This window comes from Clostridium sp. MCC353 (assembly GCF_018785315.1).
Taxonomy (GTDB): domain Bacteria; phylum Bacillota; class Clostridia; order Lachnospirales; family Lachnospiraceae; genus CHH4-2.
Genome location: NZ_WQPN01000006.1, coordinates 22,717 through 40,514 on the forward strand (window position 1 = coordinate 22,717; position 17,798 = coordinate 40,514).

Sequence of the window (17,798 nt, forward strand, 5' to 3'; positions counted from 1 at the left end):
TGTAAAGTGTTTGCTTTAAAATACTGTCACTATTACTGCTGATTCATAAAGGCCGTACCAATATAGGAAGCGTTCATCCATACAGTTTTCATCCCTCTACCAACAGCTTTCTCTTCCTCCAGGCGCCGCTGTAATAATAAATCCCATTTACAAGCACCACTGCAAGTCTTGCCATATTACTGCCCAGGAAAAAGCCTGTGACCCCCATATCCAGGAAAAAGCCGAAGAAAAAGCACAATCCGATCCGAAACACCACCCCATCCAGAAAACCGCTCAAAAATCCCAGTTTAGCATTGCCGGACCCGATGGTAATAATGGAATAGGAACAGGAAAAGACCGCCAAAAAGTAAGTAACAGCCGCTATCTGCATGAACGGGCGGCTGTAAGCGAGTACGCCGGCATCATTCGTGAACAGGCGGAAAAATGCCATAGGAAACAGCAGTGACAGCACAGCCAAAACGGCCGCAACCGGCATGGTTATTTTTACAGAGGACCGGACCACATCCCTTGCCCGGTCCGCAAGCCTTGCTCCCAGATTTTGTCCTGCTACAGCCCCTCCGGCCTGCTTAATGCTCTGCGTCACAACATTACACAGCGTAATGATCCTGTCTCCAATGCTGTAAGCGGCTGACTGAACCAGCCCGAACGAATTCACATAGCTCATCATGTACAGCTGGGTTATATTGATAATTGCGCTCTGAGCCGCCGAAGGCCCTCCCACCGCCAGCATGGTCTTCATCTTTTTTCTGTCAATGCGAAAGCTGGACCGCTTAAAGTCAAAACCGAATTGTTCCCGTTTCCGGTAAAGCATTACCAGAGAGACAAAAAACGCCACGCTCTGTCCAATGATCGTGGCCAGAGCCGTTCCCACGGCTCCCATGTCAAAACCGATGATAAACACCAGATCCAGCACCAAATTGGACGCGGCCGCTACGGCAATAAATTTCAAAGGATTTATGGAATCTCCCATCCCCCGCAGCACCGAACACACCGCGTTATATCCGAATACCAACGGCAGCCCCGCGCTGGTGATGAGAAAATAACCCAATGCAGCAGAATAGGATTCTTCCGGCACATTCAGCCAATCCAATATAGTTCGGGAAAATAACATGCACAGAATGCTGATTGTAACAGAAAAAAGCGCAAGCATACAAAACATGGTTCCAATCGTTGCGTTTATTTCATCTTTCTGTTTCGCCCCAACCTGTTGAGAGATGAGCACCTGCCCTCCGGACGCCAGCCCTGTGCTCACTACGGTAAATAGGTTCAGCATCTTACCGCCCTGAGCAACGGCAACTGTACCCACACTCCCCACATATTTACCAATTATGATCATATCCACCGTATTATAAATGCTGTTCAATACGCTGGCAAGTAAAAACGGCGTCACAAACTTAAACAGAATACCGGTTACATCTCCTTGAGTGAAGTCTGTCCCTAATTTGTTCATTTCTTTCAAGCAGAATCCCCCCGTTTCATTTAACCTTCTATCACTAAATTTCCGGCCCGTATGGAGCCAGCCGGAGAATTGGATAGTCTGACTCCAACAAACTTTTATCTCCGGTTTCACGCAGTTTAGTCCATAAAATTCCGACCATATATTTAAGGATTTCCCTATAAGAGGGATTGTCTATAAGGTTTTTCAACTCATAGGGATCTTCTTCCAGATCATACAGTTCATCTTTATCAAAGCCATTGAAAACATATTTATAGCTGCCGTCCCATACAATGCGCTGTGTGAGCATAATTCTTCCTCCAAAATATACCGCATAGCAGCAGTCAAATTCCCGGTCATATTCCTGCGGATTTTCAAGCACCAGCTTACCAGACCTGGAATCTCTGGTTTCAATGAGAGGAGCGCCGCATAAATCCAGTACGGTCTGGCAGACGTCAGCCAGTGTCAGTTTAGCATGAGAAACAGCATTTCTTCCACACCCCGGAGCGGACAGAATGAGCGGTATGTTATAGATCAGTTCCGAAGCGGATATATTCTTACTGTAAAGCCCTTTTGCCCCCAGCAGCTCGCCGTGATCCGCCGTGAGTACTATAATCGTATTTTCGCTCTGGCCGGTTTCATCCAGTTTATCTATCAGACTTCCGAAAAGCTTGTCGATTTGGGTTATCGACGCATAGTAACAGGCCGCGGCTTCTTTTTTCTCCCAAACCGACAGACCAGCCCATGCCCTTCCGGCTTTTTTATACAAATACGGCTGGTTCTCCAGGCTGTCAAAACAGCTTGGGTGGAGCTTTATCTCACTCACATCATACATGTCATAGTATTCTTTTGTACAGATGAACGGATCATGAGGCTCCCGGGTGCTGACCATACAGACCCATGGCGCCTCTTTGTCCCGGCGGCTCTCTATAAAACGAATTCCGCAGGACACCGGCTGAAACATCCTCATTCCTTCATCCCCACAGTTTCTCACACCATAAAACAACCGTTTTTCATCATACCCTTCCGGTCTGTCCAGCGTCTTTTTTATGATGTAGTCTCCCTCAGGACTGTCTTTGGATGTACAGAAATCTCTTTTTGAAAAATCTTCATTTGTATACTGCCATCCAAAACGTTTGGGCTGATTTGTATGTTCCACGTGCCATTTTCCAAAATACCCTGTCGTATACCCCTGATCCCTCAAGATCTGAGCGAAATGAGGATGTTCCTCACGCAGACATCCCTGATCCTCATCCATGTTATGAGTTACCCACAAAACGCCATGATTATGAGGCAGAAGCCCTGTCATAAGACTTGCCCGGGATGGAGAGCAGACCGCATTCACTGTATGCGCTTTATCAAAGGTCACACTTCGTCTGCGGAGTTTATCAATATTCGGAGTTAAACAAGCAGGGTTATATAAAGCATACGCCGAAAGCTGGTCACACATTAAAAAGAGAACATTTGGGTTTTTCATTTTTCCACCTTTTCATCCAGATGAAACATCTCCATATATCGTACCGCCGCCTGTACATAAAAAATAGTCCCCAGATCTCTGATCTGATACGGCAGTTTATCACTTCCACCGGGCGGAAGCACCTTCTCCACAATCACCCCCAGCAGATTAGGGTCCCCGGTTTCATACAGCTGCATTTCCATACAGAAACACAGCGCGTTTTTTGCCGCTTTAAGCCACTTCACATCTTTTTGCTCCTCATATAAACGCATCATAAAAATTGCCGCGCATGCGGAACCGCTGGCAGCATGTCCGAAGGATTCCGTATTGAATTCACGGTTTGTCCCCCGCATCATTCCGCCGTCAAGTCTCAGCATTCTGCGGGTAAATTCTCCGCTTATGAGCGCATTTTCAAAGTAAACGGAATCGCCCGTAAGCTCATATACGTCCAGAAGCGGCATTCCCCACCAGTAGGTCTGCCGGGGATGAAACAGCCCCTTTTCCGGCTTGCATGGCGCAAAATCGATCCAATTGCCCGGCGGATTCTGCTCTTTTATCAGGCGGTCCGCCGTTTCCAGGGCGATCTGTTTGTATCTTAAATTCCCGGTCTTCTTAAACAGCCTGCAGAAAATCCCGTCGTCCAGCAGAGGCCTGCCGTCACAGCCTGCCTTTACCCTAAAAAAATTCGGTACGACCGTCTCATTCCTGACCGTAGAAAACGAATCCCAAAACAGCCCGTTCTGCTGGTAGGTAAAACGGATCAGAAACTCAGCGGCTTCTATCAGCCGTTCCCAGGCTTCTTCGTCCTGTTCCAGTTCTGCCAAATCCATCAAACCGTCCATGCATTCAAGCACGGCGGAGGTATTCACCATATCATTTCTGTTTTCATACGCTAAGATCAATCCGTTAAGCGGATTTTTTGTTCCCATATCTGATACCTGTATATGAAATGGCTGCCTTCCCGGGCTGCGTTTAAATATGTCTCATCGCCTGTGAGGCGGTATGCCCGTACCAGCGCTTTGACGGCCTGTCCGGTATGCCACATGGGACAGTAAAAATCCCATTGCCGGAACGATGCAGAATATTCCCCTTTCATTGCACCTTTCCAGTTCTGGTAGATATGGTTCTTACTGTTTTTCTCCTCTGTCAGCCGCTCTGTCTTCATCTGCGCTCTGTCGGTCAGCCAGCGGCACGCGGCTCTCAGCGAAGTTTCCATGTGCTCCGGCGACAACAGGGCATTATCATCCCTCGTTAAATTCAGTCCCATTTCTTCCCCCTAAAAACCTTCTCTCAGCAAAGCCATTCCGGCAGATATTTCTTTGTATTCTCTATCATAGCATCGAATAACTTTCCCGCCTCATCAGGCCGTATTTTCATGGACGGATCATTGATAAACGCCTTGAAGATCAACTCTTTATCCTCATTCCTGTACCCCCGGACTATGGTTTCCTGGTTCATCACATGGCGGAGCACCAATACCCGCACTTCCTCCGGTAGGGAGCCGGCTATCACCGGGCGGACATCCTGGCTGTCAAAGCTGGCGTTGGTTTCGACCACGCAGCCCATAGGCAGATCCTTCATCTGGCCTGTATTGGGAAGATTCACATTGGTTACAATCGGCGCCAGGCCTAAAAGCGCTTTCATCTGGGCCACGCCTTCCTCTCCGGACGGCTTTAACCCGATCTCCTCTTCTCCTTTCTCCAGCGCAAGGCTCTTTTCATACAGTGTTACGGCCCGCTCTTTTCTCCAGGACACCGGGGTGAGCGAAAATTTCCATTCCTCTGCCAATTTGGGGCTGTCCAGATACCACTGCGGCACAAACTCCGCCAGATGCCTGTCGCCTGCGGCCGCGATCAGGCCGAATTTGCGGAACAGGTCAAATTTCACCCTCTGCATGGACTGGAAATATTGATTGAGCCAGTGGCCCTTTTCAATTCCCGCCACGCCCTCTTTATAGTGTTCCTCAACAAACTGTCTGTAATAGGGCATAATATCCTGATTTTTGTAAAATGCCCTGTCAATCCAGGTAAAATGATTGATGCCCAGCACATTGATTCTGATATCCTTCTGGTCAACATCCGTTTCCCCTGTCATCATTTTATAGACATTGGCCAAAACCCTCTGGGTCCCGAAAATCTCATGGCAGCAGCCAAATGCCTTGATTTGAGGATATACCTCATATAAGAACCTGGTGCATAAGGTCATGGGATTGGTATAATTAATCAGCCATGCGTCCGGACAAATTTCACGGATTTTCAGAGCCAGCTCCTCATAGATCGGGAAGGTCCGCAGCGCCCGGATCAGCCCTCCCGGCCCAACCGTGTCGCCTACCGACTGGTAAATTCCGTATTTTTCCGGCTCATGCACGTCCGATTCCATCTCATCAAATGTCCCAGGCAATATGGAGGCGATCACAAAATCAGCTCCGTTCAGAGCTTTCTCCATGCAGTCCACCGCCTGATACTTCCACTTTCCAACCGCATCCTCCCGTTTGGATACCCGGTTTCCGATCCGTTCATTCCTCAGCGCCCGCTCATAATCGATGTCGTAGAGGGCCACCGTCCCATGCAGATCCGGTTCCAAAGCCAGATCGGCCATTAACTTCCACGCCCATCCCCTGGAACCGCCTCCTATATAGGCTATTTTTATATCATAAGCTTTTTTTCCATCATATCTCATATTGTATACTAACCTCTCCATCCAGCGTTTCCCATAAAACACAGGCCGGCTGCGCTTCCATAAATTCGCCGATCAGTTTTCGTTCCCATTCTCCTTCATATCTTCCGTCTAAAAAGGCGTCAAAGACTTTCTCTGAAAACTCTTTCCATGATAATGCCTCATCGCGCGGAACAATCGGGTAGAACAGCATTCCGTTTTCTTTGGCCGCTTTCAGATCGCCCGGGGAATCCCCGATCATCAGGGCATGTCCCTGTGGATATCCCTTTTTTCCTGCCGCTGAAAGCTGTTTGATCTTTGATCCGTGTTCCTGTCCTGCGCATAAATCCATATATTCCAAAATCCCGCACTGGCCCCATTCGAATTCCAGCGCAGAAGAGGCGGCGGCGGATACGATCATGGTATCACAAAGCCCGGACATCCGCTCCAAGGCCCGTTTCACATGAGGAAACGGCTGGTTCCCTTCCGATTCCTTTTTCATTCTCCTGTCGCCTTCCTCGCTCCAATAAAGCAGTTCCTCTAAGAATGTGCCCTTCTGCGTTTCCATATAACGGCGCAGTTCCTGATTGGAGTAGGATTTGGCAGACCGGCAGAAATCTTTAAGCCCCTCGTAAGCGGGCAGCTCATGGAAATGATCTTTCATATCCTTCCGGTTCTCCATCAGCCGGAAGGTCTCAAGCAGGGCGGGAAAACGGTTCGTCCCCCGCAGGCAGGAGTAGAGATTGACAAATTCAGCCGTTTCCGTAAACTGCTTTTCGATCCCCTTCAGCCCCCATACCTCTATGGCTAACGGGATAAATACCTTCTTATGCTTCATTTCCATGGTATTAAACACACAGCCGTCGGAATCCACTCCGACAAAAAACTCATGCCCCGGTTTAAATGTTTCTAACTCTGTCATCATCCCTTCACCGCTCCTATCATAATCCCTTTTGTAAAATATTTCTGTAAAAACGGATAAACACATAAAATAGGCACAATCGTGACGATCACTGTGGCCATTTTCAGATTTTTCCCCATGGTCACTGAAATGGCCGCGTCATTGGCCACGTTGTCAATTAAAATTTCACGAAGGAGCACCTGAAGCACCTTCTTTGATTCGCTCTGGATGAACATGGTAGCCTTTAAAAATTCATTCCAATGGGCCTCCGCATAGAATAAGGCGATGGTAGCCATGATCGGTTTGGACAGAGGCAGGGCGATTTTAAAAAAGTATGTAGTCTCATTGCAGCCGTCTAATGCTGCCGATTCCCTCAAGCTGTCCGGAAGCTGTTCAAAAAAGACGCGCATCAGTATGATATTTCTCGTAGTCGCCAGCGTGGATACAATCAGGGACCAAAGGCTGTCCATAAGTCCCAGTTGTTTCACCAGAATATACTGGGGTATGATGTCTATTTTAAATGTCATAACAAAAACCAGAAGGTAGCCCACCAGCCTGGCCCCCGGCACCTTAACGGACAGCGCATAGGCCATCATCGCGGTCACCAGCAGAGACAAAATGCTGCCCACAGCGGTTACGAACACGGAGTTTACAAAGGCGTTGCTGATATCCGGATTCTGGAACACCGCCTGATAGGCTTCCAATGTTATTTGACGGGGAATCAGATGAATCACTCCGGTCTGTGAGGCAATCCATTCCGGCTCCAGCGACAGACAGAGGACATTGACGAAGGGGAAAATCATTAAAATACAAATTGCTGAAAATACGCTGACATTGATAAAATCAAATACGCACGCTTTGGAGCCGCATATCCTTTTATTTCTTTTACTCATCATAGGACCTCTCCTCACACTACAGAATTGCCGCTAAGCTTTTTGGATATTTTGTTGGTGACCAGAACAAGGGTCACTGACACCAGTGATTTAAACAGGCCAAGAGTTGTTGCAAAAGACATGTCTCCCTTTACAATTCCCATGTTGTATACATACGTTCCCAACGTTTCCGAAACTTCCGCCACCACAGGATTGTACATAACGAACACCTGATTAAATAATTCCAGCACCTTGCCCACCTGCAGAATGGTCACCACAGAGATCGTAGGCAGGATCAGCGGAATCGTAATACTTTTCATACACTGCATCCGGTCCGCCCCGTCTATCCTGGCCGCTTCGTAAAGGCTGGAATCGATACCGGTTACGGCAGCCAGATAGATGATGCTCTGCCATCCCGCGGATTTCCAGGCATAAGTAAATACCAGCACTCCCCGGAAAAGATCCGGTCTTGCCGCAAAGAAAATCGGTTCTATTCCAAACAGTCCCAGAAATTCATTCACAAGCCCGCCCTGGGGAGATAAAAGCGACAGCCATATTCCCCCGGCAATCACCCAGGATAAAAAATGGGGAAGATAAACGGAGGTCTGCACAAATCTGGCAAAACGCCTGTTTCGCAGCTCGTTAATAAACAGCGCTATGGCCACAGGAACCACCATGCCCACCAGAATATTGCAGAAACTCAGAATCAATGTATTGCCCAGGGCCTGTCCGAAATATTTCGTGGCGAACAGACGCCTGAAATTGTCAAGCCCTACCCATTTTGCATTTTCCAGACCGCCGAATACGCTGTATTTTTTAAACGCGATCTGCAGGAAATACAATGGATAGATGTTAAATACCAAAAAAAACAAAATTCCCGGAGCCATCAAAAGATAGGCAAAACGGTGCCGGACCACCTGACGGTATAACTTTTTTATCCTGATACCCATATTCTATTCCTTCACCTTTTTTCTGTATTCATAGGGAGTCATCCCTTCTAATTGTTTGAACGCCCGCCCGAACTGGTCGCCATTTTGATACCCTGTTTTTAACGCAATCTCATTGATATTAAAATTGCTCTCAAACAGCAGCTCCTTGGCCTTCATCATGCGGAACCGGGTCAGATACTCTTTAAAATTCTGTCCTGTCTCTTTTTTAAACAGGCGGCTGATATAGCTGCTGGTTAAATCCAGACGCATGGACATTTCGTCTAAACTGAGCGGTTTTTCATATTCATTATGTATTATGTCGATCACCCGCTCTATGTTGGGATCGATTCTCTTGGCGCTCATGTTCTCTCTCTGGATTTTATCGATCATATCGCACAGATAATCCACAATTTCATCGGAATCTTCAAATACTTTTTCAAAATTAACAAGAGTATAGGCCAGTTCGTTGGCAAGCCCCTGCATATTTTCCTGAGTAAGATATCCGATCAGAATTGATATGATATCCTTGTAAAAATAGCCGTACTGCACCGCAAAAACCACGTCATTGCGCAGATATTCCCTAAGTTCCACAATAACCTGTTTTACATTCTGGAACTTCCCCGCCTGAAGGTTGTTCTTTAAAAATGTCTGATAGGGGTATTCCGGGGTATGATAATCTTCCGTTAAACGCTTGAGCTCACTGCTCAATATCATGGAATCGGCTCCGAGCACATAGCTGTACTTTCTGGCATTATTCACATCATGATAGGAGCGGTATATATTTTCCAGCCCCCTGTAATATTCTCCGATCAGGACCGTGGGCGGGAAATGATAGTTTTCTTTAATAAAGTCCTGGATGATTTCACATTTTCTTTCGATTTCCCGCTCCTTATCCGTCCCGTATTCCGCCTCTTTTAAACCGGTCAGCACAAGGATCTGCTTCGAATCCTCGTAAAAAGCTTCCTGAAAGCACATATCCTGGAACTGCTGTTTTACAAAGGCTAAAATATCACGTTTTAAATCTCTTTTTTCTTCTTTCTCCATACAATAGGTGGCTTTTGTATAACCCTTTGCAAACGAGATGGAAACGGCCGCAAAATAACCATTCATAGGTATTTTGTAATTCTCCGCAGCCTGGCTGATTTCTGTCAAATCGGTGATATCCTGGTTTACCAGGCGGATTAAGAAATAGTTCTTCAGCCTCTGCCGGTTGTCTTCTACCACTGACTTCAATACCTCATTCTCACTGACCACAGATTTATGGACGTCCATCTTTCCGACCATATCCTGGACCGCAGCCTGTACAGCCTGAACATCCGGCGTTTTTCCGTAAATATAACCGCGGCCATATGATTTTTCCCCATTCTTTTCCCCGAGCAGCAGATCCCTGATCACCTGGATCGGGGTGTTCATCTCACGGGCCAGAAGGTATGTAATAAATACCATGGATGAAATGATGACTACAAATACCAGAAGCAGGGTATTCGTTATATTCTTAATGGAATAGTCGATTTCCGCCACCGGGATCACCGACATATAACGCCAGCCAAACGCTTCGGAGACCACGCTGGAAACCAGCAGTTTTTCCCCATTGGCCACACAGTTATAGCTGCCCGGTTCCGGTTTCAGCCACGGCCGCCGTTCCGCCTGGGCAATGTGGTAGATATCCTTACCTTTAGAAGTCATCAATGCGTCTTCCGGCCCGAAAACCAGCAGATATCCGGTCTTCCTAAGGCAGACCTGCTCGATATTGTGCAGAAATTCCGACAGCTCCAAATCGATCATAACGGCTCCGCTGTACTGCCCGATGCTTTTTTCCAGAAGCCTTACCATCTGGATTGATTTTTGTCCGCTCCCGTTCTCAGAGACTACAAAAAATCCGCGGTCTCCGGCTTCATATCTTTTTTCCAGTTGTTCCTTGTTTTCCATTGAAAGCTTATGAAGGATCCCTTTCTCCTGTGACAGAAGGAGGTCGTTATCCCTGCTGTAGATGTAGATATCCTTTAAATAGCCGTTTCCTTCTTTTACAACATAGATTGTATTGATAATTCGGTTGATCGTCTCAGCGCTTTTATAAACGGACAGATCCACCTTTCTGTTGACGAACTCGATAACGGCCGGATCGCTGATCAGCATATCGGAAAGGTTCTGCACATCATCTAACGATTTATCGATCACCTTTTTCGACTGCTCCAGCATTTCCAGATTGGTCTTACCGATTTCCTGATTCATATTTGATACAAAGACCCGTCTTGAGATCGCAGTGAAGGCGGTCAGCGGCACCAGTATAACAGCCACCAGTGTAATAAATACCCTGATAAAATAACTGCCCTTCTTCTGTTTCATAAGCGCCGCACCGTCCTTTTCACTGATTTAAATTTTATTCCATATTTACATTCGCGTTTAATTCTTCCAGAGCGTCTCTAAGGCCCAGCTTTTCCACTGTTGCGATCAGTTCCGGGTAGGAGGATACCGGTTTTTCTCCGATTATCACTTTTGCCAGGAATTCTGTAGCCGCCTTATTCACGTCGCTGCTGATCTCCATTGTCTTGGGGCTGGCTTCCATATAACGCACCGGATCCTTCACAATCGTCGTTCCCTCAAACGCTTTTTGATATCCGTTCATCTGCACATCTACAACCGGCGGTTTTAAATCAAAAACGCTCGTATAGACCAGATATTCTTCTAACAGCATCTGAACATCATCCGGATTTGTAAACACCATTTTACCATCCTCGATCGTATATGTCTCACCTTCAAATCCATAAGCGCGGACAAAGATTCCTTCCGGCCCGTACATATACATCAGCAATTCCATCGCCCGTTCCGGATATTTGCAGCTTGCCGTCACATATTCCTTCTGAGCCCTGTTATCCGCTACTCGGTACATCATACCTGTTCTTGCCTGGAAATTGGGAAGTACGCCGATTTCTGCATCTGGCTGGAGCTTGCGCAGTTTTTCCTGTCTGCTCTTGGCCTGGAAAGGTTCCTTAAACGCCATTCCCGTCTTACCTGTTACAAATTTCTCTTCATCCGTGGACTTGGAATCCACGATCCATTCTTTGTCCAGAACGCCATCCTGATAGGCTTTATTCAGCCAGGTTAAGGCCTCTGTCATACCTTCTTCATCTAAAATAGAAGATTTAAACATCTTTTCATTTTCATCGTAATACAGCCCCATTTCCAGGGTAGGCCTGGCATCCACAAAAAGCTGCCAGATCGGATTTGTGGTGGTAAACGCTCCGATCATTGTGAATCCCACCGTATCATCCTTGCCGTTTCCATCCGGATCCTCATAGGTAAATTTATATAACATATCATATAATTCATCCGTATTAGACGGCGGCGTCTGATACCCTACTTTTTCCGCCCAGTCGGTGCGGTACAGCATCGTAACCGGCACCTTGTTAACCGTCGGAATCGTGTAAATCTTACCGTCGTATTTACAGCTTTCAAAATATTCCGGCGGAAGTTTGCTGTAATTCGGATCCTTTGCGACAGCCTCGTCCATCGGCAGGATCGCATTGTTTTCCACAGCCTCAGCCAGTCGTTCCGATGTGCTGATAAATACGATATCCGCAATGTTGCCGCCGGCAAAGCCTAAATTGACCTTTTCATCATAAACATTTTTATCCACATCTTCCCAAACCAAATCGATCTGGAGTTCTTCCATGACTTTTCTCTTAATGGCTTCGACGGCAGTATCCGACAGCCCGTTTTTCGTCATATAACGGATCGTTACCACTTCTCTCTGGCCTTCGGTTTCTGTCTGGCCTTCCTCTTTCCCCTGTTCTGAACTTCCCTGGCTCGCCGTCTCCTGGACAGTTCCCTGGTTCCCGCTTTCTTTTTTCTCGCTCTTACCGCAGCCTGATAATCCGCTTACCGCCAGCACTGCTGCCAGCGCTGCTGCCGTTATATGTTTCAAACTTCTCTTTTTCATACGTTTCTTCTCCTTTTTATTCTGTGCGGGCCCTCACATTTGTTTACATTTTACTCGTTCATCCTGGTATAAACAATCTGTATTTGTTGTTATTAACCGTTATTTTTTTACATTTCTGTAGTTTTTTGTCAGTATTTCCCATACTTTCTAACTGTTTCCAGGGCTTTTAAGTAATTTCCGGTTTTCGCTCCGTACTGCACCGAATTTGTGGAGCCGAACAGAAACCCTCCGGCCGGCATCAGGATATCCAGGTTTCTTCTGACTTCCTGTTCCACTTCATCCGGCGTTCCCTGCACTAACGTTTCGCACTGCACGCCTGTCCAAAGCGTGAGCCTGTCTCCATAGAGTTCCTTTACCCTGCGGTTATCCATGCCAGCAGATTCCTGAATGGACTGGTAGCCTTCATAACCGGCTCCGATATAATCCTCCAGAATATCCCAGATTCTTCCGCAGCAATGGAAGAAGGGAATCATTCCATGTTCCTTCATGGTGTCATTTACCCGTTTCATCAAAGGGAAAAAGATTCTTCTGAGGGTATCCGGCGACACCATGCATCCGCTGTTCATCCCGAAATCATGTCCCTGCATGCCGATTAACACATTGCTCTTGGCACATCGTTCAATGATTTTCCGGTTATAATAGGCCGCCGCGTCTAAGAGCTTCATGATCTCCTCTTCCTCAGACGCCAGAATCATCATCTGGTGGGTATAATCCCCCAGGAACGGATCCATGAGGCATTTATAGATATCGATGCTCCTGCATAATACGGCTCTCTCCCCGCCGTATTTCTGCCCAAAATAGTCGATCAGTTCAAATTGTGATTCTTCCAGATGATCCGCCCTGTAGTACAGCTTTTCAATGTCCTCTTCCGAAATCTCTTCCTTCCCTTCCTCCCGCTGTACGCATTGGATGGAATCGTTGCTGGCCGCATAGCGGTATACTCTTCCCTTCCGGTCCCTCCAGCAGCCGTCTCCCGATAAAACAGGGGGATCTTCCACCCGGTATCCTTTCGGCGGGACTAATTCCACAGTCACCAGATCATAATCCAATTTCTCTATCAATTCCGAATAATCGCTCTTAATGCTGTCCACAACTTCATCTCTGCGGCCTTCCCAATAGGCTAATGTGGATGCTCTTCTGTTTCTGAAATACGTTTCCCTTCCGATTATCTCCCTCACATGATCATGGTCAATTCCCCATTCTCCTATGGGAACCCGGTCCGGTTCCCTGTGCATGACCGTCTCCCTCACCCGTTCTTTAGAATTCATACCCGTTCCTCCCGAAATCCTCAGGCCGGTCAGACAGTTCGAAGCTTATTACGGCGCCGCCGGATATTTCCGCGTGTTCCACATAAGGCCGTTCTAATTCCTTTCCGTCTATCCAGGCCCTTTTGATGTATTTCTTACCGGCCGCTTTATTTTTCACTTCAATTCTGAGTTCTTTGCCCGTGTTTCCCAGCCGCAGCACGGTCAGGTCAAAAACAGGGGCGCATAATAAATATTTCGTCTGCCCCATTAACGGATAGAGCCCCATGGCCGAGCACATATAAAACGCGCTCTGGCAGCCCATATCCTCGTTATCTGAAAGTCCCTTCCTGCCTGGTGTAAAATAAGTTTCCATGCATTCCCGCACTCTCTCGCAGGCTTTATCCGGTCTTCCCGCGAACAGATACAGCCAGGGAACGTGCAGCATAATCTCCTTGGAACGGTAATGCCCCTCGTCAAAAAAGCGGTCCAGATGTTTTACAAACGCGTCGTTTCCTCCATGCCGTCTCACCAGTTCCGGAAAATCCTGCCAGGCATGAAATGACCAGCAAAGGCTGTAGGCTTCGTAAAAATAAGGATCAAAAGAATGGTGGGAATGGTAATACCGCGCCGGGTCAAAGGGCTCCACCCAGCTCCCGTCCGGGTTCTTAGGAGCAAAACATTTTAAATCATCTCTCCATAAATTCCAGATTTTTTCGGATTCTTTCTGATATTTTACTGCCAGCTCCTCATGTCCCAGCGCTTCGGCAAGCTTTCCAATACACCAGTCCTGATAGGTATATTCTAAATGCCTCGATACGCAGTTTCTGGGCACATCGGTAGAAAGATAGCCTAACCGGTCATAGTCCTCCGTAAATCTTCCGTACAGCCACGTATCCGGCGACGCTTCTTCATGGTTTTTTCTCATAAATTGAAGCGCTTTTTCATAATCGATCCCCTCGATCCCTTTTCTCCTGGCTTCGGAAAACAATACGTCCGCCGAACTTCCGCCCTGTATCATGGCGCTGTGCCCGGCGATCCAGGCGTCCGGCAGCCAGCCGGTTTTATCCGCAATATCCAGCAGACAGTTCAGCATATCCCGCTCCAGTTCCGGATCAAACAGGGTGACCAGGGAATTGGCGTTTCTCACGCTGTCCCACAGGCAGTAGTAGTCATTAAAATGTCTGACTCCGCTCTTCCATCCTGAAAATTCCTGATCCGTCCCCAGATCCGACGGCCCTGCGAGCAGCCTGGCAAACAGGGAATAGAATAATCCTTTCTGTTCCTCCGTACCGCCCTCTACATGGATTCTTTCCAAATACTTTTCCCAGGTGCTGAGCGCTGCCTCATGAACGGCGTCAAAGGGCTGGGACGCTTCCTCTTCGATATACTTCCTGGCATTGGCTATGCTGACGAATGAGATTCCTACCGAAAAGCCCACATCCTCACGGTCAAACGAAACCGTCGCGAAACAGTTTTCACCGAATGCGGACCTCATCGGGTAGAAACCGCGGTTATTCCCCAGCATGCAGCCCTTCATGGGAGCATCGAACTGAACGGCAAAATATACGGAATAGGGAAACTGATGGCCCCATCCCCCCACAAAGTCCCCTCTGCCGATGATCTCCGTGTCTGAGAAATGTTCCACAAAACCGCCAACGCTGGCCCCTGTGCCGTCTATTCCAATATGTCCCCGGCCGGGCTTTGATTCGCCGGGCAGTTTTCCGGCTGTCTGGATCACTGCCCCGGCATCAATCATCACGTTATGACTGACGTTTTCGGGAAACCGGTAGCGGTGGCATCCCACATGATGTGAGGCAGTCAATTCGATCTCTATGTTATTACGGGTCACCGCATGGTAATATCCTGCATGGGCTTCTTCTAATTCCAGCTCCATATATGGAGCATGGGCCACGGGTTCGCCCAGATACGGCGTAATCCCCACATTGCCGTATCTGCTGCCTCCGCCGCTGCCTCCTATGTGGGTATGGCTGAAGCATTTTACCGGGCGGCCCGTGGTATATCCTCCGGTATCCTGAGGGTATATCATATCCGCGCCCATCCGCACCACGCCATAAGGCAGATAAGGGCCGCTGAAAAAATTCCCTTTTTTGTCCACTCCCATAAAGGGATCCACAAGGCCCGCATGATTATATGTATTATGATCTTTCATCTGTTTTTCTCCTTGAAATTATCAGACTGTGTAAAGGACCGACCTCTTTTATGGCCCCGCATTCCCGTTCCCCTTGATCGGTCAGCTCTTCCCACGTTCCGTCCAACTTTAATTCTGCGCTGTAATTCCGGCTGAAATTGCTCACAAAAACAATTTCTTCCGTCTCATTCTCCAAAGTCCTTATGGAAAGATTATTGCTGTTTTTACTGATTTCTACGGACGGGTTCACACCCGCGCCACGGATGAGCGACTGATACAAGCTGATATAAGCGCTTCTTCTTTCACTGGCTTCCAATTCTTTTTCCGGGTCAGGCATTTTATCATATTTCCCGGCTCCCATGGAAAAGAACAGGCCGGGAACCGTCCCGATCAAATATGCCCTTCCTTCGCCGTAGTCATGGGAAACCCCGCATACACCGCCTTCCTCATCCTCCATCAGCGGGTCGCCGCCTTCTAAACGGTAAGTCTGTTTCAGATAAGTCCCATAACCGTGCAGTTCCTCTTTCCCATTCTTTATTGTCACGGGAAAATCTGCCGGCATATTGAAAAACATGTCTTCTCTGGCTCCAAAAACCTGGTCTAAACCGGCGCCCGGCTGGACGTCATACAGCCATCCCTGTTCATCCACATAAGCCGGACGGCCTTCACAGATCAGGACGCCGCCGTTTTTTACAAATTCCGCCAGCCGGTTTCCCAGCTTTCTGGATATCAGATATGTCATTGGAATGACAATCACCTGATAGGCGTTGAGATTCTGGTCCAGCATCATCTCTTCATCCATCACATCGGCCATATAACCGGCGCTGGATAATATGGCCTTGGTCCCATGTACGGCCAAAATGCTCTCTTTTTCATAACCCGCTTCTTTCCCAAGCCAGATATTTTCCGTCGGATAATAAAGAAGAACCGGCGCTCTGCCCGGCGCGGCGCTTAAAATCCGGTTCTCATACCGGTTCATCAGCCGCTCCACCTTTTTGGGAATTTCCGAATAGACCAGTTCGCTCTCATCCACGCGTAAAAATGTCTGGGAACCTGTAAATTTATGGGGCTGTTCGAATTTTGGAGCTTTATGCCGGAAATAAAAAATGCCTTTCGCCCCCGCGCTTATCAAATCCATGACGCACAGTTCCATCATTTTAGGATCAACAGAGATGCGGCTGTAAGTGCCGTACTGCCCCGCAGGCGTCTCCCCGATCCATAGATCTTTGTTCTGGATTCCTGCGATTGTTCTGGAATAATCGAGGATGAGGTTCTGGTAATATCCGGGTTCCTGATAGGTAGAGGAATAGATGTCAATCACCGCCAGGTCACAGGGCTTAGCGATCCGGTAATGGGAACCCATCATATTCGGCGTTCCGTAACTATTATGGAACACAGGTTTCCGGGTATATTTTTTTACGATTTTCACGGAGCTTTCCACCAGCTCCTCAATCGACCAGTTCTGATACGCCCGGCTCATGAGATAGTGGGGAGTGATTCCCTTTGTAGGAGCGCCCTCGCTGGAATTATAAGGATATATTTCTTCAAATGACTGGTAGAAGACGCCCCACTGTGCGTTCAAATCTTCCAGTTTATCATGATAGCGCGCCTTCAGCCATTGCCTGAACCGTTTTCTGGTTGAATCGCAGTCGCAGACCGGAACATTGTACCGCATCTCATTTCCGATCTGGAAACTGCAGACCGCCGGATTCTGGTCATAGTGTTTTACGATTTCAGCGATAAATGCCTCCATGTGCGTCCTGTATTCCATGTGGTCGAAACATGCGCTCTGCACGCGTCTTTTGCTGGCCCTGCCGTCGGTATCCCTCATCTTTAAATCCGGATATTTGTAATACAGCCAGAACGGCGTATCGTTGATTCCGATTCCCATGCATACCTTCATGCCGTTTTCTCCGGCCAGCCTGACAAATTCGTCCAGCTCTTCAAAATCATACCGGCCTTCCTGATGTTCAATGACCGACCAGCCCGGCCAGATTTCCGCTGTCCGCACGTAATTGATCCCCAGTCCGCGCATCAATTGGAAATTGCGGCTGAATTCTTCTCTGGGATAGGCGTAATGGTAATAAGTATTGCCTTGAATGAATTGGTTCATAATCTCCCCCGTCTCCTCCTGATATTTTCTTGCTCTTTCATTGTATCCGGGCCGGCTTTCTGTCTTCAACCCGTAGAATTTTATAATTTACGTGAATATTT

Annotated in this window: 13 protein-coding genes; all 13 read right to left on the minus strand. The window is 47.8% G+C overall.

Features of this window, described 5'->3' with window-relative positions; genetic code table 11:
• Window positions 1-88: 88 nt before the first annotated feature.
• The 13 genes from GPL15_RS01335 to GPL15_RS01395 all read right to left on the minus strand — a co-directional run bounded on the left by GPL15_RS01335 (window position 89) and on the right by GPL15_RS01395 (window position 17,697).
• Complete coding sequence (locus GPL15_RS01335) at window positions 89-1,450, minus strand: MATE family efflux transporter (protein WP_252198030.1); 1,362 nt, start codon at window positions 1,448-1,450, stop codon at window positions 89-91.
• 43 nt (window positions 1,451-1,493) lie between these two features.
• Window positions 1,494-2,912, minus strand: a complete 1,419-nt coding sequence (locus tag GPL15_RS01340) for a sulfatase-like hydrolase/transferase (protein WP_215695230.1) — start codon at window positions 2,910-2,912, stop codon at window positions 1,494-1,496.
• The gene (locus GPL15_RS01345) at window positions 2,909-3,820 is read right to left on the minus strand and encodes a hypothetical protein (protein ID WP_215695231.1); all 912 of its coding nucleotides are present in this window, start codon (window positions 3,818-3,820) and stop codon (window positions 2,909-2,911) included. Before GPL15_RS01345 ends, GPL15_RS01340 begins: the two co-directional genes overlap by 4 nt.
• Window positions 3,790-4,158, minus strand: coding sequence for a D-glucuronyl C5-epimerase family protein (locus GPL15_RS01350; RefSeq protein ID WP_215695232.1), 369 nt, complete (start codon window positions 4,156-4,158; stop codon window positions 3,790-3,792). The genes GPL15_RS01345 and GPL15_RS01350 overlap by 31 nt, the downstream gene beginning before the upstream one ends.
• Before the next feature lie 23 nt (window positions 4,159-4,181).
• Entirely contained in the window at window positions 4,182-5,591 is a 1,410-nt protein-coding gene (locus GPL15_RS01355) for an alpha-glucosidase/alpha-galactosidase (RefSeq protein ID WP_275950447.1), read from the minus strand.
• Window positions 5,560-6,471 carry an HAD hydrolase-like protein gene (locus GPL15_RS01360; RefSeq protein WP_215695233.1) on the minus strand — a complete coding sequence of 304 codons (912 nt, stop codon included), beginning with the start codon at window positions 6,469-6,471 and terminating at the stop codon, window positions 5,560-5,562. The genes GPL15_RS01355 and GPL15_RS01360 overlap by 32 nt, the downstream gene beginning before the upstream one ends.
• Window positions 6,468-7,343: a carbohydrate ABC transporter permease gene (locus tag GPL15_RS01365; RefSeq protein WP_215695234.1), complete on the minus strand. Its 876-nt coding sequence runs from the start codon at window positions 7,341-7,343 to the stop codon at window positions 6,468-6,470. The genes GPL15_RS01360 and GPL15_RS01365 overlap by 4 nt, the downstream gene beginning before the upstream one ends.
• An 11-nt stretch (window positions 7,344-7,354) precedes the next feature.
• The gene (locus GPL15_RS01370) at window positions 7,355-8,269 is read right to left on the minus strand and encodes an ABC transporter permease subunit (RefSeq protein ID WP_215695235.1); all 915 of its coding nucleotides are present in this window, start codon (window positions 8,267-8,269) and stop codon (window positions 7,355-7,357) included.
• A 3-nt stretch (window positions 8,270-8,272) separates the two neighbouring features.
• Window positions 8,273-10,594, minus strand: a complete 2,322-nt coding sequence (locus GPL15_RS01375; RefSeq protein WP_215695236.1) for a helix-turn-helix domain-containing protein — start codon at window positions 10,592-10,594, stop codon at window positions 8,273-8,275.
• A gap of 34 nt (window positions 10,595-10,628) precedes the next feature.
• Entirely contained in the window at window positions 10,629-12,188 is a 1,560-nt protein-coding gene (locus GPL15_RS01380) for an extracellular solute-binding protein (protein ID WP_215695237.1), read from the minus strand.
• Window positions 12,189-12,316: 128 nt separating this feature from the next.
• Entirely contained in the window at window positions 12,317-13,456 is a 1,140-nt protein-coding gene (locus GPL15_RS01385; RefSeq protein WP_215695238.1) for a uroporphyrinogen decarboxylase family protein, read from the minus strand.
• Window positions 13,446-15,605 carry a GH92 family glycosyl hydrolase gene (locus GPL15_RS01390; RefSeq protein WP_215695239.1) on the minus strand — a complete coding sequence of 720 codons (2,160 nt, stop codon included), beginning with the start codon at window positions 15,603-15,605 and terminating at the stop codon, window positions 13,446-13,448. Before GPL15_RS01390 ends, GPL15_RS01385 begins: the two co-directional genes overlap by 11 nt.
• A complete protein-coding gene (locus tag GPL15_RS01395; RefSeq protein WP_215695240.1) occupies window positions 15,592-17,697 on the minus strand; it encodes a beta-galactosidase in 2,106 nt (701 codons plus the stop codon). Before GPL15_RS01395 ends, GPL15_RS01390 begins: the two co-directional genes overlap by 14 nt.
• Between the last annotated feature and the right edge of the window lie 101 nt (window positions 17,698-17,798).

What these genes read in the sequence shown, in the direction of transcription:
- GPL15_RS01390 (WP_215695239.1), bottom strand. Translation starts at nt 15,605, where the DNA reads ATGAAAGATCATAATACATATAATCATGCGGGCCTTGTGGATCCCTTT.
- GPL15_RS01345 (WP_215695231.1), bottom strand. Translation starts at nt 3,820, where the DNA reads ATGGGAACAAAAAATCCGCTTAACGGATTGATCTTAGCGTATGAAAAC.
- GPL15_RS01355 (WP_275950447.1), bottom strand. Translation starts at nt 5,591, where the DNA reads ATGGAGAGGTTAGTATACAATATGAGATATGATGGAAAAAAAGCTTAT.
- GPL15_RS01395 (WP_215695240.1), bottom strand. Translation starts at nt 17,697, where the DNA reads ATGAACCAATTCATTCAAGGCAATACTTATTACCATTACGCCTATCCC.
- GPL15_RS01350 (WP_215695232.1), bottom strand. Translation starts at nt 4,158, where the DNA reads ATGGGACTGAATTTAACGAGGGATGATAATGCCCTGTTGTCGCCGGAG.
- GPL15_RS01365 (WP_215695234.1), bottom strand. Translation starts at nt 7,343, where the DNA reads ATGATGAGTAAAAGAAATAAAAGGATATGCGGCTCCAAAGCGTGCGTA.
- GPL15_RS01375 (WP_215695236.1), bottom strand. Translation starts at nt 10,594, where the DNA reads ATGAAACAGAAGAAGGGCAGTTATTTTATCAGGGTATTTATTACACTG.
- GPL15_RS01335 (WP_252198030.1), bottom strand. Translation starts at nt 1,450, where the DNA reads ATGAACAAATTAGGGACAGACTTCACTCAAGGAGATGTAACCGGTATT.
- GPL15_RS01370 (WP_215695235.1), bottom strand. Translation starts at nt 8,269, where the DNA reads ATGGGTATCAGGATAAAAAAGTTATACCGTCAGGTGGTCCGGCACCGT.
- GPL15_RS01385 (WP_215695238.1), bottom strand. Translation starts at nt 13,456, where the DNA reads ATGAATTCTAAAGAACGGGTGAGGGAGACGGTCATGCACAGGGAACCG.
- GPL15_RS01380 (WP_215695237.1), bottom strand. Translation starts at nt 12,188, where the DNA reads ATGAAAAAGAGAAGTTTGAAACATATAACGGCAGCAGCGCTGGCAGCA.
- GPL15_RS01360 (WP_215695233.1), bottom strand. Translation starts at nt 6,471, where the DNA reads ATGATGACAGAGTTAGAAACATTTAAACCGGGGCATGAGTTTTTTGTC.
- GPL15_RS01340 (WP_215695230.1), bottom strand. Translation starts at nt 2,912, where the DNA reads ATGAAAAACCCAAATGTTCTCTTTTTAATGTGTGACCAGCTTTCGGCG.